The following is a 26,242-nucleotide window of genomic DNA, read 5'->3' as shown; positions in this document are numbered from 1 at the left end:
ATCACCCCTTGGTGAGATCAACCAACGGCGTCTGCCGCACCTCAGTCTCCCGCCCGCCCTGAATTTCGCTCACCCGCTTCAACGCCTTATCCACAGCAGCCTTATCCGCCAACAAGCTGTAGCTGATCCCGAACTGCTTCTGTTCCTTAGGCCCAATCGTCGGCACCAGATTCAGTGGCCGCTGATACCGGCGGTTGTAGGAAAAACTCGTCCCCGGCTCCAGCCCCGTGACATAGCCCTGCCCTTGGGTATCGGTGTTCTTCCACAGGGAGAACACGGGCAGTGTTTGAGTGTTGAAGCCGACCGAAACGCCCAAGCTGCCGGCCTTGTTATGCAGCACGGTCAACGTATCGCCCTTGGCATCGGCATACGGCACCACGTTGTAGACCGTTTCGTCGTAGTCCTTGGTCGGTGCGCGGTAGGTTTGCCAGTCGGGTAGATCGCCCTTGGCCTTGTCGTTGAATGGCGACACCTGTTTCACCGGCGCGGCGAAGCGAGCGCCCTGCTCCAGGAACGGGGTGCTGAAGTTACTGTGATACAGCGCCTGGTATTCCTTCGGATAGTCGCCGTTGTTGGTCAGGGTGTCGTTGAGGGCGAACGCTACGCTGCCGGGTTCGGTGACCAGTTCGGTCGCGACGGAGAAGTCGACTTTCTTGAACGCCTGTTCTTTCAGCTCGCCGCGCAGAGTGATGGCGTACGGCGGTTTTTCGTCGATGTGCAGGGTGACTTTGTTCGCAGGGATGTTGGCGGCCCGGCCGTGCAGGGTCAGCAGTTCGCCGTTGTCGATGCCGGGGTGGCCGACCCATTCGTAGCCACAGCGGGTGACCAGCTCATTGAAACCTTCCAGCCAGCCCAGGCCACCACGGCCGTTGAGTTCGATGAAGGATGGATTGACCACTTCCTTGACCGGCGAATCCCAGCCCATGCGCACATCGCCGACCGAGGCCTGCAGGACGTTCATGCCGCGAGTCGGTACTACCGAAAGTTTCATCGTGCCGTTATCGATGTCGACGATGCTGACGCCCTCTTGCCGCCCGCCGTGCAAGGTGCGCAGCGTCACGCTGAAGGGTTTGTCGGTTTTTACGCCGAGTTGCTGGCTGGTGATTTGCCAGTTCTGGGCGGCTTTATCGGTGTCGAGCAGGACGTAGTCCCAGGCCATGGCTTGGGAGGCAGCGGACAGTGCGCTGATAGCAACGAAGAGTTTGAGCGGGGTCATGGCAGCAGCCTTTCTTGGAGTTGTGCCAATTTTATAGACTTGAAGAAACGTTTCAGCAAGCATAAAAATCGAGACACTGGTGCTAAGTGCCAAGGAAGACTATTAGTGAGGAATTGATCCACAGCTTTGAGACAAATTGGGAATCGAGTCGATCCCTTCGCGGGCAAGCCCGCTCCCACATGATCTCCAGCGTTCACAAATACTGTGTTCACCGCAGATCTACTGTGGGAGCGGGCTTGCTCGCGAAGGCGATTTCAGAGGTGACTCAACGAAACCGGTCAACCTCATGCCGCAAATCCGCCGCGAGCTTCTCCAGCTCTTTGGCGGTCACAGCCAGGTTCGACACCACTTCCCGCTGTTCACTGTTCGCCAAAGCGATGCTTTGCAGATTGCTGCTGAGCAAGGTCGCGGTGCTGCTTTGTTCCTGGGTCGCGGTGGTGATGGCAGCGAATTGCTGACCGGCCGAGCGGCTTTGTTCATCGATCCGTGCCAGCGCTGAGGCGACGTTGGCGTTGCGCGACAGGCCTTCCTGCATCAGCACGTTGCCTTGCTCCATGGTGCTGATGGCGTTGCCGGTTTCCTGCTGGATGCTTTGGATCATCCCGGAAATTTCGTCAGTGGCCTGGCGGGTGCGAGAGGCCAGGTTGCGCACCTCATCGGCCACCACCGCAAACCCACGGCCCTGCTCACCAGCGCGGGCGGCTTCGATGGCGGCGTTGAGCGCCAGCAAGTTGGTTTGCTCGGCGATCGCGGTAATCACCCCGACAATGCCGCCGATTTCCTGGGAGCGCTGCCCCAAGGTATTGATCACCGTCGCGGTGCTGTTCAGTGCACCGGCGATTTGCTCCAGGGATGAGGACGCTTCGTCCATCGACGTACGACCGATCTGCGTTTGCTGTGCGTTTTCCTGCGCCAGACGCTGGGTGTTGCCCATGTTGTCGGCAATGTTCAGCGAGGTGGCGCTAAATTCTTCTACGGCGCCAGCCATGCTGGTGATTTCGCCGGACTGCTGCTCCATCCCTTCATAGGCACCACCGGACAAACCGGACAACGCCTGGGCACGGCTGTTGACCTCTCCCGAGGCTTTACGGATGTGCTCGACCATGGTCGACAGGGCCTGGCTCATCTGGTTGAAGGCGCGGGCAAGTTGACCGATTTCGTCATTGCTCGACACGTTCAGGCGAACACTCAAATCACCGGCACCCAAGGCTTCGGCCTGACGCACCAGATCGCCCAGAGGCGCCAGTTTGCTGCGCAGCAACCAGACCGCCGCACCGACCGCCAGCAGCATCGCCAGCAGACTGCCGATCGCCAATTGAATACCGACGCTCCAGGTCACGGCGCGGATTTCGGTTTTCGGCATGCTCGCCACCACCGACCACGGTCCGCCTTCGAACGGCACGGCAACACTGTAAAAGTCTTGCGACTTGTCGTTCCAGAAGTCGCCTTTGCCCGGTGTCTTGGCCAGACCGACAATGCTCGAGACCGCCTGATCCAGTGCTTGTACACCTGCAATCGGCACCAGCCATTTGCCTTGTTCATCCAGCAACGCCAAGGAACCGGTCTGGCCGATGCGGAAGCGTTTGAGGTTGGCGAACTGCGCGTTCTGCGCGTCGGTGTAATCGAATCCTACGTACAGCACGGCAATGATCTTACCGCTGCTGTCGCGTACGGGGGTGTACTGCGACATGTAGAAGCGTTCGAAAAGCAAAGCTCGACCCACGTAGCTCTGCCCCGCCATCAAACGGGCGTAAGCCGGGTTCGCGTGGTCGAGCAGAGTGCCGATGGCACGGCTGCCATCTTGTTTGCTGACATTCGTGCTGACCCGAATGAACTCCTCACCACTGCGCACGAACACGGTCGCGACGCCTGCGGTCATCTGCTTGAACTCGTCGACTTCTGCGAAGTTGTTGTTCAACACTTCATTGCCCAAGTGCAGGCCCGGGGTCTGCACACCCGCCACGGTCACCGGCTCATCCGGATGCACGCTCAAACCGGCGCTGAAGCGCTTCTCGAACAGGCCGGCCAGGCGCTGGGTGCTTTCACGCAAGGTGCCGTGAAAGGTGCTCAGCTGATCGGCAAGCAAGCGGGCCTCACTGGCCAGATGCTCTTCGCGGGTGGCGAGGTTGGCGGTGTCCAGCGAGCGCAGGGCGAATACTGTACTGCCACTGATGACAATCGCCAGAATCACGGCAAGCGCAAGACCCAGCTGTGAGGCAATCCGAGCACGAGGTTGAGACATGACAGCTCCTGACCCAGTGGCCGGATCATTTTGATCCCATCGCACACTCGGCAAAATTTCTGATTGTGGGGAAAACATGGAACCTGCACGAAGGTCCCATCAGCAGATTTTCGGCGGCAAAGCTGAATACTTGAGTAATTAACGGGGATATGGCTCAAGGCCGCCATTGCGGCGGCTCCATCGATTCAGCCCAGACGTTCGACATCCGGTAATTCCATGGCCCGGACCTCGCCTTGCAGGAAATCGCTGAGGCGGCGCAAACGCTCACCGCCGGGGCGGGTTTTCGGCCAGACCAGGTAGTAATTCTCACCACTGGCGACGGCCGTCGGCCACGGCAAACTCAGACGTCCCTGCGCAACATCCTCCGCCACCATCAGCAAATCGCCCATGGACACGCCGTAACCCCGGGCAGCGGCGATCATGCCCAGCTCCAGCGTGTCGAACACCTGCCCGCCCTTGAGCGAGACTTGATCGGTCAGGCCCATGCGCTCCAGCCAATTGCGCCAGTCACGGCGGTCCGGCGTCGGGTGCAGCAACTCGGTACTGGCCAGGCGCGCAACGTCCCACGGTTGATCCTTCAGAAGATTCGGCGCGCCCACCGGAATCAGCTCTTCGGGGAACAGGAAAGTTGCCTCCCAGTCCGGTGGAAAATGCCCGTTGCTGAGAATGACAGCGCAGTCGAAGGGTTCGTGGTTGAAGTCCACCGTATCGATGTCCATCCAGGCGCTGGTCAATTGCACCTCGTTCCCCGGTCGCAGGTGCCGAAAACGGCTGAGCCGCGCCAACAACCAACGCATGGTCAGGGTCGACGGGGCTTTCATGCGCAGGATGTCGTCCTCGGCGCGCAAGGTATTGCAGGCCCGTTCGAGGGCGGTGAAGCCTTCGCGAATGCCGGGCAGGATCAGCCGCGCCGATTCGGTCAGTTGCAGGTTGCGCCCGCTGCGATGAAACAGCCGACAGGCGAAATGCTCTTCGAGCGTACGAATGTGCCGACTGACCGCACTTTGCGTGATCGACAGTTCTTCGGCGGCGCGGGTAAACGAGCTATGCCGCGCCGCCGCTTCGAATGCTCGAAGGGCATACAAAGGAGGAAGACGACGAGACATCAGGAAAGCTCCTATAGCGCGATTGCACCAACTTATCAGAAACTCCCCAGCATGAGTTTTAATCATGCCACCCATCCTTTTTATCCCTTTGTGAAAACCCTGCAGAGCGCCGAGAATCGACGCTTCCTGTTCTCTCTCACAATCGAGCGTGATGATCATGCAGCATCCAGCGCGTATTGAACTCTGGGCCATCCTGCGGCTGGCGGGGCCGTTGATTGCCTCGCAGTTGGCGCACATGTTGATGGTCCTCACCGACACATTGATGATGGCTCGCCTGAGCCCAGAGGCGCTGGCCGGTGGCGGTCTGGGTGCGGCGACGTATTCGTTCGTGTCGATTTTCTGCATCGGCGTAATCGCCGCCGTTGGCACCCTGGTGGCGATCCGTCAGGGCGCGGGCGACATCATTGGCGCGGCGCGGCTGACCCAGGCCGGGTTGTGGCTGGCATGGTTGATGGCGCTGGTGGCGGGTTTGCTGCTGTGGAACCTGAAACCGGTGTTGCTGCTGTTCGGCCAGACCGAAACCAACGTCCAGGCTGCCGGCCAGTTTCTGTTGATTCTGCCGTTCGCCCTGCCCGGCTACCTGAGCTTCATGGCGCTGCGCGGTTTCACCAGCGCCATCGGCCGGGCGACACCGGTGATGGTCATCAGCCTCGCCGGCACTGTGGCCAACTTCCTGCTCAACTATGCCTTGATCACCGGCATGTTCGGCCTACCAAAAATGGGCCTGGTGGGCATCGGTCTGGTCACGGCGATCGTCGCTAACCTCATGGCACTGGCGCTCGCGCTGCACATTCGTCGGCATCCGGCCTACGACGCGTATCCATTGAGTCAGGGTCTGTCGCGGCCCAACCGTCAGTACTTGAAGGAATTGTGGCGCCTGGGCCTGCCGATTGGCGGCACCTATGCGGTGGAAGTCGGCCTGTTTGCCTTCGCTGCGCTGTGCATGGGCACCATGGGCAGTACGCAACTGGCGGCGCATCAGATCGCCCTGCAAATCGTCTCGGTGGCGTTCATGATTCCGGCGGGGCTTTCCTACGCGATCACCATGCGCATCGGCCAGCATTACGGCGCCGGGCAATTGCTTGATGCGCGGCTGGCCGGACGTGTCGGGATCGCCTTCGGGGCTGCGGCAATGCTTGGCTTCGCGATGGTCTTCTGGCTGCTGCCGCATCAGTTGATCGGCTTATTCCTGGACCACAACGACCCGGCGTTCCGCGAAGTCATCAACCTGGCTGTGAGCCTGCTGGCAGTAGCGGCGTGGTTCGAGCTGTTCGACGGCACGCAAACCATCGCCATGGGCTGCATCCGCGGGCTCAAGGATGCCAAGACCACGTTCCTGGTGGGTTTGGGTTGCTATTGGCTGATCGGCGCACCGGCCGCTTGGTGGATGGCCTTCCATTTGAACTGGGGGCCAACGGGGGTCTGGTGGGGCCTGGCGCTGGGGCTGGCGTGTGCGGCGGTGAGTCTGACGCTGGCGTTTGAGTGGAAGATAAAGCGGATGATTCGGCGGGAGCCGTCAGCGCAAGGCAGCTTTCAAGTGATTCAGCCGGATTAAGATCAAAAGATCGCAGCCTGCGGCAGCTCCTACAGGATCGCGCATGACCGCGCTTTTGTAGGAGCTGCCGAAGGCTGCGATCTTTTAAATGGCCTCAACCACAGCCATCTGACTGGAACCGAACGTCAGGTACTCCACCAACTCCGCCAACGGCAACGGCTTGCTGATCAGATACCCCTGAACCTGATCGCAACCAAACCCGCGCAACAAATCCAGCTGCTCCGCTGTTTCCACTCCTTCGGCAACCACTTCGAGATTGAGGTTGTGCGCCAGGTTGATCATCGCGTGGACCAGTTTGCGATTCTCTTCCCGTTCTTCCATGCCGCCGACAAAGCTCTTGTCGACCTTCAACAACGCAATCGGCAGGCTGTTGAGGTGCACGAACGAAGAGAACCCGGTGCCGAAATCGTCCAGCGAGAAGCGCACGCCCAAACGCCCAAGGGCGTCCATGGTCTGCTTGACCAGATCGCTGCGACGCATCACCGCGGTTTCGGTCAGTTCGAATTCCAGCCATTGCGCCTCGACGCCTCGCTCGGCAATCAGCCGGCTCAGGGTCGACAGCAACTGGCTGTCCTGAAACTGCCGGAACGACAGGTTGATTGCCATGTGCAGCGCTGGCAGACCTCGTTCGCGCAACGCCTGCATGTCTCGCAGGGCCCGGGAAATCACCCAGTAACCCAACGGCACGATCAAGCCGCTTTGCTCGGCCAGCGGCACGAATTCGCTGGGGGGCAGCAAGCCGCGTTCGCCATGACGCCAGCGCACCAACGCTTCGAGGCCGACGATCTGGCCGTCCTCGAGGTTCAGGCGTGGCTGGTAATGCAATTCCAGCTCATCGCGACGCAAGGCCCGGCGCAGCTCGCTTTCGAGGTCGGCGATGCTGCGGGCATTGCGATTGATCCGCTCGTTGAAGATGTGAAAGGTGCAGCCCTGAGTGCTCTTGGCCTGCTGCATGGCGATGTGCGCGTGCCACATCAACGGGTCGGGGCCGGCCTGCGCTCGTGCGTGAGCGATGCCAAGGCTGGAACCGATCAACAGGCTTTCGCCGTCGACCCAATAGGGTTCGGACAGGGCTTCGGTAATGCGTTCGGCCATCCATTCGGCGCGCTGAGGGGCGCGGCGGGTGTCGATCAGCAGGGCGAATTCATCGCTGCCCAGCCGCGCCAGTTGATCGCTGGCCTCCAGTTGGCTTTTCAGCCGCGAGACCACTTGCAGGATCAACCGATCGCCGGCTTGGTGGCCGAGGGCGTCGTTGGCGTGTCGGAAGTTGTCGAGATCGAGGTGACCGAGGGCCAGGCCGCGACCTTCGTTTTCGGCCAGACGCGCCGCCAGCAAGGTCTGGAAACCCTGACGGTTGGCGATACCGGTCAACGGATCCTGCTCGGCCAGGCGCTGCAAAGTGTTTTCCAGCACGCCGCGCTCACGCACATGACGCAGGCAGCGGCGCAACATGCCGGGATCCAGCAGATTGCGCACCAGCCAGTCGCTCACACCGTCGGGCGGCGCCAGTGGCTCGTGTTCGAGCAGCAACACCGTCGGCAGGTTGCAACGGCCGGGTGCCGGCTGCAGAGCAGGAATTGTCAACAACACCGCGCTGCGGTTGTCATCAAACAGGTTGCTGACCGACTCCCAGCTCGGCGCGCTGAGCAGCACAGCCGAACTCCCCATCGGAGCCAGACACTCGCGCAACAACGCTGCCCACGCCGGCTCTTCGGCCAGTAGCAGCAAACGCAAGGGTTCGACAGGCGTAGACAAGCTAGCTCCCTAGACTCTGCAAAGATGTAGGCGGCGGGCATTATGCCGCGCAGATAACCAATGACAACATGACATCGGTTATCAAACACGACTTTGGCGTATTGAATACGAACATTAGACGCAAATTCACTGCGCATCCTGCGTGAAAGTAGCAAAACCGGCAAATAGAGATAGCGTGTTGGGTCACAAGTCGGAGAGAGCAGCACAATTCGCTGAGCCTGTTAAAATGCCGGCCCATTTCGCTAATGACTCCCTGATTTCGTATGTCCCGACTCAATCCCCGGCAGCAAGAAGCCGTGAGCTATGTCGGCGGCCCTCTTTTGGTGCTCGCCGGCGCAGGCTCCGGCAAGACCAGCGTGATCACCCGCAAAATTGCGCATCTGATCCAGAGCTGTGGCATCCGAGCCCAATACATTGTCGCCATGACCTTTACCAACAAGGCCGCGCGAGAGATGAAGGAACGGGTCGGCACCCTGCTCAAAGGCGGCGAAGGCCGCGGCCTGACGGTCTGCACCTTCCACAACCTGGGCCTGAACATCATCCGCAAGGAACACGTGCGGCTGGGCTACAAACCGGGCTTCTCGATCTTCGACGAGACCGACGTCAAAGCCCTGATGACCGACATCATGCAGAAGGAATACTCGGGCGACGACGGCGTCGACGAGATCAAAAACATGATCGGCTCGTGGAAAAACGACCTGATCCTGCCGCCCGAAGCCCTGGAAAACGCCCGCAACCCCAAGGAACAGACCGCCGCCATCGTCTACACCCACTACCAGCGCACGCTCAAGGCGTTCAACGCGGTGGACTTCGACGACCTGATCCTGCTGCCGGTAAAACTGTTCCAGGAACACGACGATATCCTGGAAAAATGGCAGAACAAGGTCCGCTACCTGTTGGTGGACGAATACCAGGACACCAACGCCAGCCAGTATTTGCTGGTGAAACTGCTGATCGGCAAACGCAACCAGTTCACGGTGGTGGGCGACGACGACCAGTCGATCTACGCCTGGCGCGGCGCCCGCCCGGAAAACCTGATGCTGCTCAAGGACGACTATCCGTCCCTGAAAGTGGTGATGCTGGAGCAAAACTACCGCTCCACCAGCCGCATCCTGCGCTGCGCCAACGTGCTGATTTCCAACAATCCACACGAATTCGAAAAACAGCTGTGGAGTGAGATGGGCCACGGCGACGAAATCCGCGTGATCCGTTGCCGCAACGAAGACGCCGAAGCCGAGCGCGTGGCCGTCGAATTGCTGACCCTGCACCTGCGCACGGATCGGCCATACAGCGATTTTGCGATCCTGTATCGCGGCAACTACCAGGCCAAGCTGATCGAGTTGAAGCTGCAGCACCACCAGATTCCGTATCGCCTGTCCGGCGGCAACAGCTTTTTCGGACGTCAGGAAGTGAAAGACCTGATGGCCTACTTCCGATTGATCGTGAACCCGGACGACGACAACGCCTTCCTGCGGGTGATCAACGTCCCGCGCCGGGAGATCGGTTCGACCACCCTGGAAAAGCTGGGCAACTACGCCACCGAGCGAAAAATCTCGATGTACGCCGCCACCGACGAAATCGGCTTGGGCGAGCATCTGGACACGCGCTTCACCGATCGCCTGTCGCGCTTCAAGCGTTTTATGGACAAGGTCCGCGAGCAGTGTGCCGGCGAAGACCCGATCTCCGCCCTGCGCAGCATGGTCATGGACATCGACTACGAGAACTGGCTGCGTACCAACAGCTCCAGCGACAAGGCCGCCGATTACCGCATGGGTAACGTCTGGTTCCTGATCGAGGCGCTGAAGAACACGCTGGAGAAAGACGAAGAAGGCGAGATGACCGTCGAAGACGCCATCGGCAAACTCGTTCTGCGCGACATGCTGGAGCGTCAGCAGGAAGAGGAAGACGGCGCCGAAGGTGTGCAGATGATGACCTTGCACGCCTCCAAGGGTCTGGAATTTCCTTACGTGTTCATCATGGGCATGGAAGAGGAAATCCTCCCGCACCGCTCCAGCATCGAAGCCGACACCATCGAAGAGGAACGCCGCCTGGCCTACGTCGGGATTACCCGAGCGCGTCAGACGTTGGCATTCACCTTCGCCGCCAAGCGTAAGCAATACGGCGAGATCATCGACTGCGCGCCTAGCCGTTTCCTCGATGAACTGCCGCCGGACGACCTGGCCTGGGAAGGCAATGACGACACTCCCGTTGAAGTCAAAGCCGTTCGCGGTAATACCGCATTGGCGGATATACGCGCGATGTTAAAGCGCTAGAATTGAGCACTTTTTAGCCGAACACTTTTTACGAGCTAGGCGCACATGGCGCCAGTAGAGGAAAGCTTCATGGAAGCACTGCACAAGAAAATTCGCGAAGAAGGCATCGTGCTTTCCGACCAGGTTCTGAAAGTCGACGCCTTTCTGAACCACCAGATCGACCCGGCCCTGATGAAGCTGATCGGCGACGAATTCGCCACGCTGTTCAAGGATTCGGGCATCACCAAGATCGTCACGATCGAAGCCTCGGGCATTGCCCCGGCGATCATGACCGGCCTGAACCTTGGCGTGCCGGTGATTTTCGCCCGCAAGCATCAGTCCCTGACCCTGACTGAAAACCTGCTGTCGGCGACCGTCTACTCGTTCACCAAGCAAACCGAAAGCACCGTGGCGATCTCCCCGCGCCACCTGACCAGCAGCGACCGCGTGCTGATCATCGACGACTTCCTGGCTAACGGTAAGGCGTCGCAAGCGCTGATCTCGATCATCAAACAGGCCGGCGCGACCGTTGCAGGCTTGGGTATTGTGATCGAGAAGTCGTTTCAGGGCGGCCGTGCGGAACTGGATGCCCAGGGTTATCGCGTTGAATCGTTGGCTCGGGTGCAGTCGCTGAAGGATGGCGTTGTAACCTTCATCGAATAAACCAGCTGCATCACCGAACCTGTGGGAGCGGGCTTGCCCGCGATGAGGTCATGACATTCAACATTGATGTTGGCTGTTCCACCGCCATCGCGGGCAAGCCCGCTCCCACAGGTTTTTGTGGTGGCTGTTATTGCGCAGTGGCTTTGAGACCGGTGAGCAGTAACCGCTGAAACAAATCCTCTTTCAGCCCTTCCGGGTTGGTCAGCTGCATCCTTTCCAGATGCACCGGAAATTCCGAAGCCGCTGGCGCATCCAGCGCAGCCTTGCCCAATTCCAGAATCTCCGTGAGCTTGAACTTGCTCTTCAACCAGTTCAGCGCCCGCAATAAATCCCGTTCCTCAGCGGTGAAATCACAGCCAAGCGGATATTCCGGAAACAGATTCGAATGCCGCGCCTGAATGGCCTGCAAACGTTGTGGGCTGTTGTCGGCGAAACGCGGATCGAGGCGAAAATGCTTCGGCAATTTGCCAACGCTCTGCGCCTGCTCGATCAGCCCCGGCTGGAAGCGTGAGTCGCTGATATTCAGCAATGCCTCGATCACCGCCGCGTCGGTATTGCCCCGCAAATCGGCGATGCCGTACTCGGTGACGACGATGTCCCGCAGGTGCCGTGGGATCGTGCAGTGGCCGTATTGCCAGACGATATTCGAACTGACTTCACCGCCCGACTCGCGCCAACTGCGCAGCAGCAGGATCGAACGCGCACCTTCCAGCGCATGGCCCTGGACGACGAAGTTGTATTGCCCGCCGACACCGCTCAGCACCCGCCCGTCTTCGAGTTGATCGGCCACGCCGGCGCCGAGCAAGGTCATGGTGAAGACAGTGTTGATGAAGCGCGCATCAAGGCGCTGCAAGCGTTTGAGTTCTTCCTGACCGTAGAGCTCGTTGATGTAGCTGATGCGGGTCATGTTGAATTCGAGCCGTTTGCCTTGAGGCATCTCCCGCAGGCGTTCATAGAAACTGCGCGGCCCGAGGAAAAACCCGCCATGCACCGAGATGCCGTCAGTCTGCGTGGCCTCGTCCAGCGTTCCGGCATTTGCCTGCTGCTGGGTAGGCACGTCCGGGTAAACCTTGCGCCGCACGATCCCCGCGTCCGCCAACACCAACAAGCCGTTGACGAACATTTCGCTGCAACCGTAAAGGCCCTTGGCGAACGGTTCGATGCCTCCTTCTCGCTCAATCAACTGCGCCCACTGGCTGAGATTCAGGTCCGCCAGCAACGCCTTATAACCGTCACTGTCAGCCTGCCGCGCCAGCAACGCTGCCGTCAGGGCATCGCCCATGGCGCCGATGCCAATCTGCAAGGTACCGCCGTCGCGCACCAGCGTGCTGGCGTACAGCCCGATGAAATGATCCTGGAAACCCACCGGCATGTTCGGCGTGGAAAACAGGGTGGTGCTGTCCTTCGCGTCGATCAGCAGGTCGAAGCTGTCGATGCCAACTTCCGCATCGCCAGGCATGTATGGCAAATCGTTGTGTACCTGGCCCACCAGCAGGATCGTTTCCCCCGCCGCCCGGCGTTTGGCGATCATCGGCAACAGGTCGAGGGTGATGTCCGGGTTGCAGCTCAGGCTCAAGCGATCGGGATGCTCGCTGTGGCTGGCGACCAGTTGCGCGACCAGATTCAAGCCAGCGGCATTGATGTCCCGGGCGGCGTGGCTGTAATTGCTGCTGACGTAATCCTGCTGGGCCGGTGCGCTGTTAAGCAGGCTGCCTGGCTGAAGGAAGAATTGATGGACGTGAATGTTCGTCGGCAGGCTGTCGCGATGCAGGTCGGCGAGGAAATCCAGTTCAGGGTAATCGCCAAACACCCGCTCGATGAAGGGTTCGAGGAAGCGCTTTTGCAAGCCATCGCCCAATGGCGGGCGTCCGAGGCATAGGGCGGTGTAAATCGTCAGTTGCCGCCCGGGCAGTTGCGCGATCCGTTGATACAGCGCGTTGACGAAGTGGTTGGGCTTGCCCAGCCCTAGCGGCAATCCCATATGAATGTGCGCCGGCAACCGCGCCAGAACGTCATCGACCGCCTGCTCGATAGAGCACAACTGCACCATCTGATCCTCCCGCCCGTTCCATGAATTGGGGTTGGGTCTTTGCAGCAAAGAATAGCCTCAGGGAAAAATCGCAGGCACAAAAAAGCCGCTCGAAAGCGGCTTTTCGTCGAAGACCGGGCTTACTTCAGACCGGACATCTTCTGGATGGCGCCCTTGAGATCGGCATCAGAGCAATCGGCGCAGGTGCCTTTTGGTGGCATCGCGTTGACGCCGGAGATCGCTTTCGCCAGCAAGCCGTCAAGGCCGCCTTCTTTCTTGGCGCGCTCGCCCCAGGCTGCGGCATCACCGACTTTCGGTGCGCCCAACAGGCCGGTACCGTGGCAAGCGTTGCAATGTTTTGCAATCACCGAGTCAGGGGTCTTGGCATCACCACCCCCCGCAGAAGCAGTGACTTCCATCCCCTTGCACTCTTTGCCCTGCACACAAACCTGGCCGACTGGCTCAAGACGTTTAGCAATATCGTCGTTGGTCGCTGCTTGTGCGCTGACTGCCCAAAGGGCCAATACGGTTGCTGGTACGGCCAGCATTTTCATAATTAGATTCACGCGTTCACCCTCAATGGTGGCTAGTCACGCCCACGGCCACGGTTCGCAGGCGGGCGCAAGTATAGCGGTAAGCCCGCCACACTGAAACAACCCCAAAGTCGAAGGGGTCTTGTCGTGGAATGGAATACAGCATGGGCGTCTCCACAATCCGGGCAGGACGCCTCTTCTCTTAGAAGTTCGCTGGGGTAGCTGCGCTGATTAGTCGCGCCGGGGCATCGAACGGATTACGGAAGCGGTGCGGCTTGGTACTTTCAAAGTAGTAGCTATCACCGGCTTCGAGCACAAATGTTTCGAGACCGACCACCAGCTCCAGCCGACCTTCCACCAGAATCCCGGTTTCCTCGCCCTCATGGGTGAGCATCTCGTCACCGGTGTCGGCGCCTGGCGGGTAGATTTCGTTGAGGAACGCGATAGCCCGGCTCGGGTGAGCCCGACCGACCAGTTTCATGGTCACTGCGCCATCGGAAATATCGATCAGCTCGTGGGCTTTGTAGACGATCTGAGTCGGTTTTTCCTGCAGGATTTCTTCGGAAAAGAACTCGACCATGGACATGGGAATCCCGCCCAGTACCTTCCTCAGCGAACTGATCGAAGGGCTGACGCTGTTCTTCTCGATCATCGAAATGGTGCTGTTGGTAACACCCGCGCGTTTGGCGAGCTCACGCTGGGAAAGACCTTTAAGCTTACGGATCGATTGCAGTCGTTCACCGACGTCCAATGCTGGAGCCTCCAGGGATTCAGGTTTGCAGGAATATTGAGCGTTATCATGGCGACAGCGTTCAGTATTTACAACACTTGGACCTGAATCCTGTTTGGCGAAGCGACTTTCGGTCGGGAACGTTATTCGTCAGGCCCCGGAATAGAGCAGCGGCACTCGACGCAGGTTGCAGAAGATCTGGTAAGGAATCGTGCCCGCGGCCGTCGCAACGTCACTGGCGAGGATATTTTTGCCCCACAACTCGACGGGCGAACCGAGGCCGGCTTGCGGCACGTCGGTCAGGTCGATGCAGAGCATGTCCATCGACACGCGGCCAATCAACTGGCTGCGCTGCCCGGCGGCCATCACGGGCGTACCGGTCGGTGCCTGACGTGGATAGCCGTCGGCATACCCCATCGCCACCACGCCAACGCGCATTGGCTTGGGGGTGACGAATTTCGCGCCGTAACCAATCGGCTCGCCGGCCGGCAGTTCACGCACGCAAATCACTTTCGATTCCAGGGTCATCACCGGTTGCAGGCGGGACGCCACGGCATTGGCCTCTTCGAAAGGCGTTGCGCCGTAGAGCATGATGCCCGGGCGCACCCAATCGCTCGGAATCTGCGGCCAACCGAGCACCGCCGGCGAATTACGCAGGCTGATTTCAGCCGACAACCCCTGACGCACCGCCTCGAACACCGCGACCTGCTCGGCGCTGGTCTGGCAGTGCAGTTCATCGGCGCGGGCGAAGTGACTCATCAGCACGATCTTTGCCACTTTGCCGCTGGCCAGCAGCCGTTGATAGGCCGCCTGGTAATCCGCCGGGTGCAAGCCAACCCGATGCATGCCCGAGTCGAGCTTGAGCCATACCGTGATCGGTTTGCTCAGCGCGGCTTTTTCGATGGCTTCGAGCTGCCACAGCGAATGCACCACGCACCAGAAGTCATGCTCGACGATCAGCGACAGCTCATCGGCTTCGAAAAAACCTTCGAGCAACAACACCGGCGCACGAATGCCGGCGGCACGCAGCTCCAACGCCTCTTCGATGCACGCCACGGCAAACCCGTCCGCCTCGGCTTCCAGCGCCTGGGCGCAGCGTACCGCGCCATGGCCATAGGCATCGGCCTTGATCACCGCGAGGGCCTTGGCCCCCGTGACTTCACGGGCGATCCGGTAGTTGTGGCGCAGGGCTTGAAGGTCGATCAGGGCACGGGCTGGACGCATGGCGGCAGACTTCTAGTCGGTCATTTGAAAAAAAACCGGCGCTGGCTGACAGCGAACCGCCAACAGCGCCGGGAGAGGGATCTTTCTGGCTGAGCGTTATGGCAGCGCGGCAACAACCGACAGCTCAACCAGGATTTCCGGTTCGCACAGCTTCGATTCAACGGTAGCGCGGGCCGGGGCGACGCCCTTTGGCAGCCACTGGTCCCACACCGAATTCATGCCTTCGAAGTGCGCGTCGATGTCTTTCAGGTAAATCGTCACCGACAGCAGACGGCTCTTGTCGGTCCCGGCCAGATCCAGCAAACGCTCGATGTTGGCGAGGGTGTCACAGGTCTGCTGTTCAATCCCGGCGCTCATGTCATCGCCGACCTGCCCTGCCAGATACACGGTACTGTTGTGGACAACGATCTGGCTCATGCGCTCATTGGTGAGCTGGCGCTGGATTGACATGTTTTGCGGACTCCTGAAGTTTGTTGCCATAACGGGAAATATCGAGGCCTTCGGCGCTGATCTGCGGCGTTTTCTTCGCCATCAGATCGGCCAGCAAACGACCGGAGCCACAGGCCATGGTCCAGCCGAGCGTACCGTGGCCCGTATTCAGAAACAGATTTCTGAACGGTGTGGCGCCAACAATCGGGGTGCCGTCCGGAGTGGTCGGACGCAAGCCGGTCCAGAAACTCGCCTGGGGCAGATCGCCGCCCTGAGGATAAAGGTCGTTGACGATCATCTCCAGGGTTTCGCGTCGACGCGGGTTCAACGACAGGTCAAAACCGGCAATTTCCGCCATGCCGCCGACGCGGATGCGGTTGTCGAAACGGGTGATCGCGACCTTGTAGGTCTCGTCGAGAATGGTCGACGTCGGGGCCATCGCCGGGTTGATGATCGGCACGGTCAGCGAGTACCCCTTGAGCGGATACACCGGAGCCCGGATGCCCAACGGCTTGAGCAATTGCGGCGAGTAGCTGCCCAGCGCCAGCACGTAGCGGTCGGCGGTTTCCAGCTTGCCGTCGATCCACACGCCGTTGATGCGATCACCGGCGAAGTCGAGGCGCTGAATGTCCTGGCCGAAACGGAATTCCACACCCAGCTTCGTGGCCATTTCGGCCAGGCGGGTAGTGAAGATCTGGCAGTCGCCGGTCTGGTCGTTCGGCAGGCGCAAGGCACCGGCGAGGATGTCGGTGACACTGGCCAGGGCCGGTTCAACCCGGGCAATGCCGGCGCGGTCGAGCAGTTCGAATGGCACGCCGGACTCTTGCAGCACGGCGATGTCTTTGGCGGCGCCATCAAGCTGCGCCTGGGTGCGGAACAGCTGGGTAGTCCCCAGGCTGCGGCCTTCGTAGGCAATACCGGTTTCGGCGCGCAATTCGTCGAGGCAATCGCGGCTGTACTCGGACAGGCGCACCATGCGCTCCTTGTTCACCGCGTAACGGCTGGCGGTGCAGTTGCGCAGCATCTGCGCCATCCACAGGTATTGGTCGATGTCGGCGGTGGCCTTGATCGCCAATGGCGCGTGACGCTGCAACAGCCACTTGATGGCTTTGAGCGGCACGCCCGGCGCGGCCCACGGCGAGGCATAACCCGGCGAAACCTGCCCGGCATTGGCGAAACTGGTTTCCATGGCCGCCGCGGGCTGACGGTCAACCACCGTCACCTCAAAGCCGGCCCGTGCCAGATAATAGGCACTGGCGGTACCGATGACGCCGCTACCCAAGACCAGAACGCGCATTTTCATATCCCTCATCGCGGCTTACCGCTGACGTTTATTGTGCAGACCGAAGATGTGGGCAGTTTAAAAAAGATTAGCCAGTGCTTTTCACTATATAAGTGCCTATATTTGGCGACAATTCTCGGCAAAAACCCTTTTCACGGAGGCGCATCCCCTATGCGGACCAACACTCAGACCAAACGTGAGCTGGACAAGATCGACCGCAACATCCTGCGGATCCTGCAAGCGGACGGGCGTATTTCCTTCACCGAACTGGGGGAAAAGGTCGGCCTCTCCACCACGCCCTGCACCGAGCGGGTACGGCGACTGGAGCGCGAAGGGATCATCATGGGCTACAACGCCCGCCTGAATCCGCAGCACCTCAAGGGTAGCTTGCTGGTGTTCGTCGAGATCAGCCTCGACTACAAATCCGGCGATACTTTCGAAGAGTTCCGACGCGCGGTGTTGAAACTGCCCCACGTACTGGAATGCCATTTGGTGTCAGGGGATTTCGATTACCTGGTGAAAGCACGGATATCCGAGATGGCCTCGTACCGCAAACTGCTGGGCGACATCCTGCTCAAGCTGCCACATGTGCGCGAATCCAAGAGCTATATCGTGATGGAAGAAGTGAAAGAGAGCTTGAACCTGCCGATTCCGGATTGAGGCTTTGTGGTGCATGTTCGGGCCCCATCGCGGGCAAGCCCGCTCCCACAGGTGTTGCGCCGATCTTGTGGGAGCGGGCTTGCCCGCGATGGAGTCGACTCGGTGCCCCTGATTCACGCAACAGTCAGACCAAGACCTGTCGGGTAGAAGCCATGTACTCATGAATCTGCTTCTCGACCCGCGGATGGATCAGCTCCACCGGTCGCCGCCCGTTGGGGCATGGCAACGTCTTGGTGGTACCGAACAGTCGACAGATCAGCGGTCGCTCGTCATACACCGTGCAGCCGTTGGGCCCCAGATGGACGCAGTTGAGCTCATCCATCGCCGCATCCTGCTCGGCCCGGGTCTTGCGCGGCAGGCGGGACATTTCTTCGGGCGAGGTGGTCACCGGCCCACAGCAGTCATGGCAGCCGGGCACGCACTCGAAAGAGGGAATCTGCTGGCGCAGCGTGCGAATTTTCTGACTGTTGCAACTCATCGAAGCGGTGACCGAATGCGGAATAGACCGGGATTCTGACGCAAAAACCCCGATCCAGACAGCGCCAACCGACCGGTGTTGCCCGTGTCCGAAGCGGCGGCTTATGCTCCGTCAACTTTTTCAAACACACGAACTCAGGATGACGCACATGAACGCCCCCGTTCAGCAACCAGCCCCGAGCCATCAACACGCGGCCTCTTATTACGCCGCCAGCAGCTTGCCGCAACCCGATCTTGCGGTGCTCACAGGTGAGCTGGTTGCGGACGTATGTGTGGTGGGCGGCGGGTTCTCCGGGCTGAACACCGCGATTGAATTGGCCGACCGTGGCTTCAGCGTGGTGCTGCTGGAAGCACACAAAACCGGTTGGGGCGCCAGCGGACGCAATGGCGGGCAATTGATTCGCGGCGTCGGGCATGGCCTCGATCAGTTCGCCAACGTGATCGGTGCAGACGGTGTGCGTCAGATGAAACTGATGGGCCTGGAAGCAGTGGAAATCGTCCGACAGCGGATCGAGCGTTTTCAGATCCCTTGCGATCTGACCTGGGGTTACTGCGACCTCGCCAACAAGGCTCAAGACCTGGAAGGCTTCGCCGAAGACGCCATCGAGTTGCACAGACTCGGCTACCGTTACGAAACCCGTCTGCTGCAAGCCCACGAAATGCACAGCGTGGTGGGATCCGACCGCTATGTCGGCGGCTTGATCGACATGGGCTCCGGGCATCTGCACCCCTTGAACCTGGCACTCGGCGAAGCGGCCGCCGCCCAACAATTGGGCGTAAAGCTGTTCGAACAATCGGCGGTGACCCGCATCGATTACGGCCCCGTGGTCAAAGTCCACACCGCCCAGGGCTCGGTTCGCGCGAAGACGCTGGTGCTGGGTTGCAACGCCTACCTCAACGATCTCAATCCGCAACTCGGCGGCAAGGTGCTACCCGCCGGCAGTTACATCATCGCCACCGAACCCTTGAGTGAAGAACAGGCTCACGCGCTGCTGCCGCAAAACATGGCGGCCTGCGATCAACGGGTGGCGCTGGATTATTACCGACTCTCGGCGGACCGACGCTTGCTGTTCGGCGGTGCCTGCCATTATTCAGGGCGCGATCCGAAAGACATCGCCGCGTACATGCGGCCGAAGATGCTGGCGGTGTTCCCGCAACTGGCCGGGGTGAAAATCGATTATCAATGGGGCGGGATGATCGGCATCGGCGCCAATCGCCTGCCGCAGATCGGTCGGCTCAAGGAACAGCCGAATGTCTATTACGCCCAGGCCTATTCCGGTCATGGGTTGAACGCCACGCACTTGGCGGGGAAGTTGTTGGCTGAAGCCATCAGCGGCCAGCAAGGCGGTGGTTTCGATCTGTTCGCCAAGGTGCCGCATATCACCTTCCCCGGCGGCAAGCATTTGCGTTCGCCGTTGTTGGCGTTGGGGATGTTGTGGCATCGGATGAAGGAGTTGGTCTGATCGGTTAGCTGCGTTCTTTCGGGCCTCATCGCGGGCAAGCCCGCTCCCACAATGGTCGCTGGTGTTCACAAGAATTGTGTTCACCGCCAATCCCTGTGGGAGCGGGCTTGCCCGCGATGAGGCCCGAAAAAACGCCCTGGATCTCAGATCCGCCAGAACGGCTTAAGCCCCTCCTCCAACGCCTGCTCCTGACTCAATCCGACATCCCTGAGCTGCTCCGGCGTCAATTCCAGCAACACCTTGCGCGTGTGCAGACGATGCCAGAACAGGCCCCAGCGACCCAGGCAGGACGGTGCGTTGCGCATGACCGCCTCGCGTGCTCCGTTTTTTTGCCCTGCCGCCAGTTCCTGACTGTGTAACGTCAGCCGCACATCGCTCAAGCCGTTCATTTTCATTGCTCCTGTTTACTTGGGTAGCCAGAGGTTTCATGATGCGCGGACGGCGAAAAGCATTACAGATTCAACGATGGTGTATTAATTCCATACAGATTTTCCATTTCAGCCTCTGAATCACATATTTTTGCCCCATCTGTGCTGGTTAACCGAATCACCCACACCGAGACTGCGCCATGACCCTTTACGTCAACCTCGCCGAATTACTCGGCACTCGTATCGAACAGGGCTTCTATCGTCCCGGCGACCGGTTGCCCTCGGTGCGGGCACTGAGTGTCGAACACGGGGTCAGCCTGAGCACGGTGCAGCAGGCCTATCGAGTGCTGGAAGACGTTGGCCTGGCGATGCCAAAACCCAAGTCCGGCTACTTCGTACCGGTGAGTCGCGAGCTGCCGGAGCTGCCAGTGGTTGGCCGGCCAGCCCAACGACCGGTGGATATTTCGCAGTGGGATCAAGTGCTGGAACTGATCCGCGCCGTACCGCGCAAGGACGTCGTGCAACTGGGTCGCGGCATGCCGGACATCACCACGCCGACCATGAAACCGCTGCTGCGCAACCTTGCGCGAATCAGCCGTCGGCAGGACATGCCCGGTCTGTATTACGACAACATCTGCGGCACCCTCGAACTGCGCGAACAGATCGCTCGTCTGATGCTCGATTCCGGCTGCCAGTTGAGCGCCAACGATCTGGTGATCACCACCGGTTGCCACGAAGCACTGTCCACCAGCATCCGCGCCATCTGCGAGCCGGGTGACATCGTGGCCGTGGACTCACCGAGCTTTCACGGCGCCATGCAGACGCTCAAGGGTCTGGGCATGAAAGCCCTGGAAATCCCCACCGACCCGCTTACCGGAATCAGCCTCGATGCTTTGGAACTGGCGCTGGAGCAATGGCCGATCAAGGTCATACAGTTGACCCCCAACTGCAACAACCCGCTGGGCTACATCATGCCGGAGTCACGCAAACGCGCGTTGTTGACGCTCGCGCAGCGCTTCGACGTGGCGATTATCGAGGACGATGTGTATGGCGAACTGGCCTACACCTACCCACGCCCGCGCACGATCAAATCCTTCGACGAAGACGGCCGCGTCCTGCTCTGCAGTTCTTTTTCCAAGACTTTGGCACCAGGCCTGCGCATTGGTTGGGTCGCACCGGGCCGTTATCTGGAACGGGTGCTGCACATGAAGTACATCAGCACCGGCTCCACCGCGCCGCAACCGCAAATTGCGATTGCCGAATTTCTCAAGGCCGGTCACTTCGAACCGCATTTGCGGAAGATGCGCACGCAATACCAGCGCAATCGCGACGCGATGATCGACTGGGTGACCCGCTATTTTCCTGCTGGCACCCGGGCCAGCCGTCCGCAAGGCAGCTTCATGCTGTGGGTCGAACTGCCGGAGGGCTTCGATACCCTGAAACTCAATCGGGCGCTGCATGATCAAGGCGTACAGATTGCTGTCGGCAGTATCTTTTCCGCCTCGGGCAAATACCGTAATTGCCTGCGGATGAACTACGCTGCCAAAACAACCCCGCAGATCGAAGAAGCAGTACGCAAGGTCGGTGCGACAGCGATCAAACTGCTGGCGGAAACCGACTGACCTTTCTTCGGGAAGCGGCGTCCATATGCTAACTGCCACCACCCGGAATACGCTCCGTGAGAATCAGACAGCCCCTGCTTGCTCTTCTGTTACTCACCTCGCTCCTTGGTGGCTGCACAACACTCAATGTCTCTCGCGAGCCGAGTCAGGCCCTGCCGGCGGCCGACTCGGCGTTCGGCCGTTCGATCCAGGCACAGGCCGCCCCCCATGAGGGCCAATCGGGCTTTCGCTTGCTCTCCGATAGCTCAGAGGCCTTCACCGCCCGCGCCGAGCTGATTCGCAACGCCCAAAGCAGCCTCGATCTGCAGTACTACATCGTCCATGACGGCATCAGCACTCGAATACTGGTGAGCGAGCTGCTCAAGGCCGCTGACCGCGGAGTACGGGTGCGGATTCTGCTCGACGACACCACCAGCGATGGTCTGGACCGGATCATCGCGACCCTCGCCGCACATCCGAAGATTCAGATCCGCGTGTTCAACCCGCTGCACCTGGGCCGCAGCACCGTCGTTACGCGAACCATGGGCCGGTTCTTCAACCTGTCGCAGCAACACCGGCGCATGCACAACAAACTGTGGGTGGCGGACAACAGCGCGGCGATCGTTGGCGGGCGTAACCTGGGGGACGAATATTTCGATGCCGAGCCCAACCTGAATTTCACCGACATCGACATGCTGAGTGTCGGCCCGGTTGCCGAGCAGCTGGGGCACAGCTTCGACCAGTACTGGAACAGCGCCCTGAGCAAGCCGATCGAGCAGTTTCTCTCGACCAAGCCGACAGCCAGGGATCTCAGAAACACCCGGACCCGACTGGACGAATCCCTGGAGGAAACGCGCAAACAGAACCACGCGCTCTATCAACAGTTGATGACCTACACCACTCATCCGCGCCTGGACGTCTGGCGCCGTGAGTTGATATGGGCCTGGAACCAGGCATTGTGGGACGCGCCGAGCAAGGTGCTGTCCGACGGCGAACCAGACCCGCACTTGCTGCTGACCACCCAGTTGGCGCCCGAACTTAATGGGGTCAGCAAAGAGCTAATCATGGTCTCGGCCTACCTCGTACCCGGCGAACCGGGGCTGGTTTACCTGACCGGTCGCGCCGATGCCGGCGTATCGGTCAGCGTGCTGACCAACTCACTGGAAGCCACCGACGTACCAGCCACGCACGGTGGTTACGCGCCTTATCGCAAAGCCTTGCTGGAACATGGTGTGCAGCTGTTCGAATTACGCCGACAGCCCGGCGACACCGATGACAGCGGCAGTGGACCGCGTCTGTTTCACAGCGGGAGCAGCTCCTATCGTAGTTCTAACTCCAGCCTGCACAGCAAGGCGATGATTTTCGACCGACAGAAAGCCTTCATCGGCTCGTTCAATTTCGACCCGCGCTCGGTACTGTGGAACACCGAAGTCGGGGTACTGGTGGACAACCCGCAGCTCGCCGGGCGGGTGCGCGAACTGGCACTGGAGGGTATGGCGCCTGCCCTCAGCTATCAGGCCCGACTGGAAAAGGGTCAGATCGTCTGGGTCACCGAAGATGACGGCAAGCAGCACACATTGACCAAAGAACCGGGGGGGTGGTGGCGACACTTCAATTCATGGCTCAGCAGCATGGTCGGCCTGGAGCGGATGTTGTAGCCAAGAGGCTGGTGATGAATTGTGGTGAGCCCCCTCACCACAGGTTTGTGCAGTGCTCAGGCCGGTTCGGCAACTGTCCCAAACGCGCCTTGCCGCGATACCAGAATCACCAGCCCCAATGCGCCCGCCGCCATCAACAACGGCAAGGCATGCCCGCTGATCCACTGGCTTCCGGCACCGGCTGCCAAGGGCCCGATCAGGCAACCAATACCCCACAGCTGCGCGATATGGGCATTGGCGCGCACCAGCGCATCGTCGCGATAACGTTCGCCGATCAGGATCAGCGACAAGGTGAATAACCCGCCGGCACTGGCGCCAAACAACACCCACAGCGGCCAGATCAGTAGCGTGTCGATCAGCAACGGAATAGCCAGGCTCGACAGCAGCAAAAGCATCGCACAGCCGGTAAACAACGTACGCCGCGACAAGCGATCGGCCAGCGCGCCAATCGGCAACTGCAGCAAGGCATCACCCACCACCACCGTGCTGACCATCGCCAAGGCGATTTCCGTGGTGAAGCCCTGACGCAGGCAGTAAACCGGCAGCAAAGTCAGGATCATCGCTTCGAACGCCGCGAACAGCGATACCGCCCAGGCAATTGCCGGCAGGCCGCGGCAGAAGGTCAACAAGTCACCGAGGGTTACGCTGCAGGCTTCACTGGTGGGTGCGCCGCCGCGGCCCAGCAGCAGGAACGGTGACGTCATGAGCAAACCGACGCCGACCCAGAAGCCATAATCGTGCTCGGTGCCCAACGCCCCCAACAGCAACGGCCCGGCCAGCTGACTCAGCGCATAGCTACTGCCATACAGCGCCACCAGCCGACCGCGCCATTGCTCGACCACCAGTTGGTTGATCCAGCTTTCACCAAGAATGAAGACGAGGGTCAGGATCACCCCGATCATCAACCGCAGTGCCAGCCAGACCGGGTAGCTCGGCCATACTGCCAGCAAACCGATGGATACCGCACCGGCCCACAGACACAAGCGCATCAGATTGGCCGTGCCAAGACGGGCCGCGAGGTGGCTGGAAATTTTCGCCCCCAGCAGCACACCAATGGCCGGCATCGCCGCCATCACGCCGATCGCGAACGAGCCGTAACCCCAGCCTTCCAGACGCAGCGATACCAACGGCATGCTGACCCCCAGGGCCAGGCCGACACTCAAGACAGACGCCAAAACGGCGAAATACGTCGCCCAACGCATGTTCCACACTCCTGTGGATATTTTTATGTACAGCACAAAACAGTGTGGGAGCGAGCCCGCTCGCGATGACGGAGCAACATTCAACATTGACGTCGACTGTCATACCGCTATCGCGAGCAGGCTCGCTCCCACAAGGGATCTATGTTGCGTCGGGCCTCGATATGAACCGGGGTCCGCTACACACTACAACTTGATCCAGGTCGCCTTCAGCTCGGTGTATTTGTCGAACGCGTGCAGCGATTTGTCGCGACCGTTGCCGGACTGTTTGAAGCCACCAAACGGCGCGGTCATGTCGCCGCCGTCGTACTGATTGACCCACACGCTACCGGCGCGCAAAGCCTTGGCGGTCAGGTGAGCCTTGGAGATGTCGGCGGTCCAGACTGCAGCGGCCAGACCGTAAGGCGTGTCATTGGCGATCTGGATGGCTTCTTCAGCGCTGTCGAAGGTGATGACCGACAACACCGGACCGAAGATTTCTTCCTGAGCAATTTTCATCGCGTTGCTCACACCGTCGAAAATCGTTGGCTCGACGTAAGTGCCACCGGTTTCCTGAAGAATTCGCTTACCGCCAGCCACCAGTTTGGCGCCATCGGTGTGACCGGATTCGATGTAGGAAAGCACAGTGTTCATCTGCTGGGTGTCCACCAGCGCACCGACATTGGTTGCCGGGTCCAGCGGATTGCCCGGCTTCCAGGTTTTCAGGGCCTCGATCACCAGCGGCAGGAATTTGTCCTTGATCGAACGCTCCACCAGCAGGCGCGAACCGGCGGTGCAGACTTCGCCCTGGTTAAAGGCGATGGCACCGGCAGCGGCTTCGGCGGCGGCTTGCAGATCCGGCGCATCGGCGAACACGATGTTCGGGCTCTTGCCGCCAGCTTCCAGCCAGACACGTTTCATGTTCGATTCGCCGGAGTAGATCAGCAGTTGCTTGGCGATTTTGGTCGAACCGGTGAACACCAGGGTGTCCACATCATTGTGCAGGGCCAGGGCCTTGCCGACGGTGTGACCGTAACCCGGCAGCACGTTCAACACACCTTTCGGAATACCGGCTTCAACGGCCAGCGCCGCAAGGCGAATGGCTGTCAGCGGCGATTTTTCGGAAGGCTTGAGGATCACCGAGTTACCGGTGGACAGCGCCGGGCCGAGTTTCCAGCAGGCCATCATCAACGGGAAGTTCCACGGCACGATCGCGCCGACCACGCCGACCGGCTCGCGAGTCACCAACCCCAGTTGATCGTGCGGGGTAGCAGCGACTTCGTCGTAGATCTTGTCGATGGCTTCACCGCTCCAGCTCAGGGCTTGCGCCGCGCCGGGAACGTCGATGTACAGGGAATCGCTGATCGGCTTGCCCATGTCCAGGGTTTCGAGCAGGGCCAGCTCTTCGGCGTGCTGTTTCAGCAGGCCGGCGAAACGAATCATGGTGGCTTTGCGTTTGGTCGGCGCCAGGCGCGACCAGGCGCCGGAATTGAAAGTGGCGCGGGCGTTGTCCACGGCACGCTGGGCATCGGCGGCGTCACAGCTGGCAATCTTGCCCAGCAGACGGCCATCGACGGGGCTGATGCACTCGAAGGTCTCACCGGAGACGGCATCGGTGTATTCGCCATTGATGTAGGCGCGGCCTTCGATCTTCAGATCGCGAGCCCGTTGTTCCCAGTCGGCACGAGTCAGGGTGGTCATTCGAGTGTCCTCCTCTTATTGAATACGAGTGCCCCGCGTTCTATGCGGGTGCTGTCAGGAATTCTGCCCGGCCAGCCTGTTTTTCGGCTCAAGGCAACCGTTACCCTAAACCAGCGGCCG

At 60.2% G+C, this 26,242-nt stretch carries 21 protein-coding genes; 7 read left to right on the top strand and 14 right to left on the bottom strand.

From position 1 onward, the window contains the following. Position 1 precedes the first annotated feature (1 nt). The 3 genes from JFU11_RS16065 to JFU11_RS16055 form a co-directional block, all read right to left on the bottom strand. On the bottom strand, positions 2 to 1,216 hold the full coding sequence (locus tag JFU11_RS16065; protein WP_201061267.1) for an aldose 1-epimerase family protein: 1,215 nt from the start codon (positions 1,214 to 1,216) through the stop codon (positions 2 to 4). Positions 1,217 to 1,481: 265 nt separating this feature from the next. Further along, positions 1,482 to 3,458, bottom strand: coding sequence for a methyl-accepting chemotaxis protein (locus tag JFU11_RS16060; protein WP_123720237.1), 1,977 nt, complete (start codon positions 3,456 to 3,458; stop codon positions 1,482 to 1,484). Between the two features lie 185 nt (positions 3,459 to 3,643). Continuing rightward, complete coding sequence (locus JFU11_RS16055; RefSeq protein WP_007894759.1) at positions 3,644 to 4,564, bottom strand: LysR substrate-binding domain-containing protein; 921 nt, start codon at positions 4,562 to 4,564, stop codon at positions 3,644 to 3,646. Between the two features lie 157 nt (positions 4,565 to 4,721). Here JFU11_RS16055 and JFU11_RS16050 point away from each other — a divergent pair, with 157 nt between their 5' ends. Beyond that, complete coding sequence (locus JFU11_RS16050; RefSeq protein WP_123720325.1) at positions 4,722 to 6,119, top strand: NorM family multidrug efflux MATE transporter; 1,398 nt, start codon at positions 4,722 to 4,724, stop codon at positions 6,117 to 6,119. An 84-nt stretch (positions 6,120 to 6,203) separates the two neighbouring features. Here the strand turns inward: JFU11_RS16050 and JFU11_RS16045 are convergent, their stop codons facing one another. Continuing rightward, complete coding sequence (locus JFU11_RS16045) at positions 6,204 to 7,874, bottom strand: bifunctional diguanylate cyclase/phosphodiesterase (protein WP_201061266.1); 1,671 nt, start codon at positions 7,872 to 7,874, stop codon at positions 6,204 to 6,206. 263 nt (positions 7,875 to 8,137) lie between these two features. Between JFU11_RS16045 and rep the strand changes: the two genes are divergently transcribed. Further along, positions 8,138 to 10,147: a DNA helicase Rep gene (gene rep / locus JFU11_RS16040; RefSeq protein ID WP_007894754.1), complete on the top strand. Its 2,010-nt coding sequence runs from the start codon at positions 8,138 to 8,140 to the stop codon at positions 10,145 to 10,147. 69 nt (positions 10,148 to 10,216) lie between these two features. Continuing rightward, complete coding sequence (locus JFU11_RS16035; protein ID WP_007934646.1) at positions 10,217 to 10,789, top strand: xanthine phosphoribosyltransferase; 573 nt, start codon at positions 10,217 to 10,219, stop codon at positions 10,787 to 10,789. Positions 10,790 to 10,916: 127 nt separating this feature from the next. Here JFU11_RS16035 and JFU11_RS16030 read toward each other — a convergent pair whose 3' ends face one another. The 6 genes from JFU11_RS16030 to dadA form a co-directional block, all read right to left on the bottom strand. Next, positions 10,917 to 12,839, bottom strand: a complete 1,923-nt coding sequence (locus tag JFU11_RS16030; RefSeq protein WP_201061264.1) for an acetyl-CoA hydrolase/transferase family protein — start codon at positions 12,837 to 12,839, stop codon at positions 10,917 to 10,919. Between the two features lie 119 nt (positions 12,840 to 12,958). Further along, positions 12,959 to 13,384: a c-type cytochrome gene (locus tag JFU11_RS16025; protein ID WP_082157860.1), complete on the bottom strand. Its 426-nt coding sequence runs from the start codon at positions 13,382 to 13,384 to the stop codon at positions 12,959 to 12,961. A gap of 169 nt (positions 13,385 to 13,553) precedes the next feature. After that, positions 13,554 to 14,102 (bottom strand): cupin domain-containing protein, encoded by a 549-nt coding sequence (locus JFU11_RS16020; RefSeq protein ID WP_007894746.1) that lies wholly within the window; start codon positions 14,100 to 14,102, stop codon positions 13,554 to 13,556. A 129-nt stretch (positions 14,103 to 14,231) separates the two neighbouring features. After that, a complete protein-coding gene (gene alr / locus JFU11_RS16015; protein ID WP_201061260.1) occupies positions 14,232 to 15,305 on the bottom strand; it encodes an alanine racemase in 1,074 nt (357 codons plus the stop codon). A gap of 96 nt (positions 15,306 to 15,401) precedes the next feature. Then, positions 15,402 to 15,755, bottom strand: coding sequence for a RidA family protein (locus JFU11_RS16010; protein WP_201061258.1), 354 nt, complete (start codon positions 15,753 to 15,755; stop codon positions 15,402 to 15,404). Then, complete coding sequence (gene dadA / locus JFU11_RS16005) at positions 15,727 to 17,031, bottom strand: D-amino acid dehydrogenase (RefSeq protein ID WP_201061256.1); 1,305 nt, start codon at positions 17,029 to 17,031, stop codon at positions 15,727 to 15,729. Before dadA ends, JFU11_RS16010 begins: the two co-directional genes overlap by 29 nt. A 156-nt stretch (positions 17,032 to 17,187) precedes the next feature. Between dadA and JFU11_RS16000 the strand changes: the two genes are divergently transcribed. Further along, positions 17,188 to 17,676, top strand: a complete 489-nt coding sequence (locus tag JFU11_RS16000; protein WP_003206849.1) for an Lrp/AsnC ligand binding domain-containing protein — start codon at positions 17,188 to 17,190, stop codon at positions 17,674 to 17,676. Between the two features lie 124 nt (positions 17,677 to 17,800). Here JFU11_RS16000 and JFU11_RS15995 read toward each other — a convergent pair whose 3' ends face one another. Continuing rightward, entirely contained in the window at positions 17,801 to 18,154 is a 354-nt protein-coding gene (locus JFU11_RS15995) for a YkgJ family cysteine cluster protein (RefSeq protein ID WP_007894729.1), read from the bottom strand. Positions 18,155 to 18,302: 148 nt separating this feature from the next. On the opposite strand from JFU11_RS15995, the gene JFU11_RS15990 reads away from it, so the two are divergent. Beyond that, a complete protein-coding gene (locus tag JFU11_RS15990) occupies positions 18,303 to 19,616 on the top strand; it encodes an FAD-binding oxidoreductase (protein ID WP_123720233.1) in 1,314 nt (437 codons plus the stop codon). Between the two features lie 143 nt (positions 19,617 to 19,759). Here JFU11_RS15990 and JFU11_RS15985 read toward each other — a convergent pair whose 3' ends face one another. After that, positions 19,760 to 20,005 (bottom strand): DUF1127 domain-containing protein, encoded by a 246-nt coding sequence (locus tag JFU11_RS15985; protein WP_123720232.1) that lies wholly within the window; start codon positions 20,003 to 20,005, stop codon positions 19,760 to 19,762. A 179-nt stretch (positions 20,006 to 20,184) separates the two neighbouring features. On the opposite strand from JFU11_RS15985, the gene JFU11_RS15980 reads away from it, so the two are divergent. Together JFU11_RS15980 and JFU11_RS15975 are read left to right on the top strand one after the other, a co-directional pair. Next, positions 20,185 to 21,606, top strand: coding sequence for a PLP-dependent aminotransferase family protein (locus JFU11_RS15980; protein ID WP_123720231.1), 1,422 nt, complete (start codon positions 20,185 to 20,187; stop codon positions 21,604 to 21,606). 56 nt (positions 21,607 to 21,662) lie between these two features. Continuing rightward, on the top strand, positions 21,663 to 23,243 hold the full coding sequence (locus JFU11_RS15975) for a phospholipase D family protein (RefSeq protein ID WP_201061255.1): 1,581 nt from the start codon (positions 21,663 to 21,665) through the stop codon (positions 23,241 to 23,243). A 56-nt stretch (positions 23,244 to 23,299) separates the two neighbouring features. Here JFU11_RS15975 and JFU11_RS15970 read toward each other — a convergent pair whose 3' ends face one another. Both JFU11_RS15970 and JFU11_RS15965 read right to left on the bottom strand, forming a co-directional pair. Further along, entirely contained in the window at positions 23,300 to 24,445 is a 1,146-nt protein-coding gene (locus tag JFU11_RS15970; RefSeq protein WP_123720229.1) for an MFS transporter, read from the bottom strand. Positions 24,446 to 24,628: 183 nt separating this feature from the next. Further along, positions 24,629 to 26,122 carry an aldehyde dehydrogenase gene (locus tag JFU11_RS15965; protein WP_201061253.1) on the bottom strand — a complete coding sequence of 498 codons (1,494 nt, stop codon included), beginning with the start codon at positions 26,120 to 26,122 and terminating at the stop codon, positions 24,629 to 24,631. Positions 26,123 to 26,242 lie beyond the last annotated feature (120 nt).

This window comes from Pseudomonas sp. TH37 (genome assembly GCF_016650735.1).
Lineage (GTDB): Bacteria > Pseudomonadota > Gammaproteobacteria > Pseudomonadales > Pseudomonadaceae > Aquipseudomonas > Aquipseudomonas farris.
Note: the sequence above shows the minus strand (reverse complement) of the source record. Positions and strands in the feature narration are given on the sequence as shown.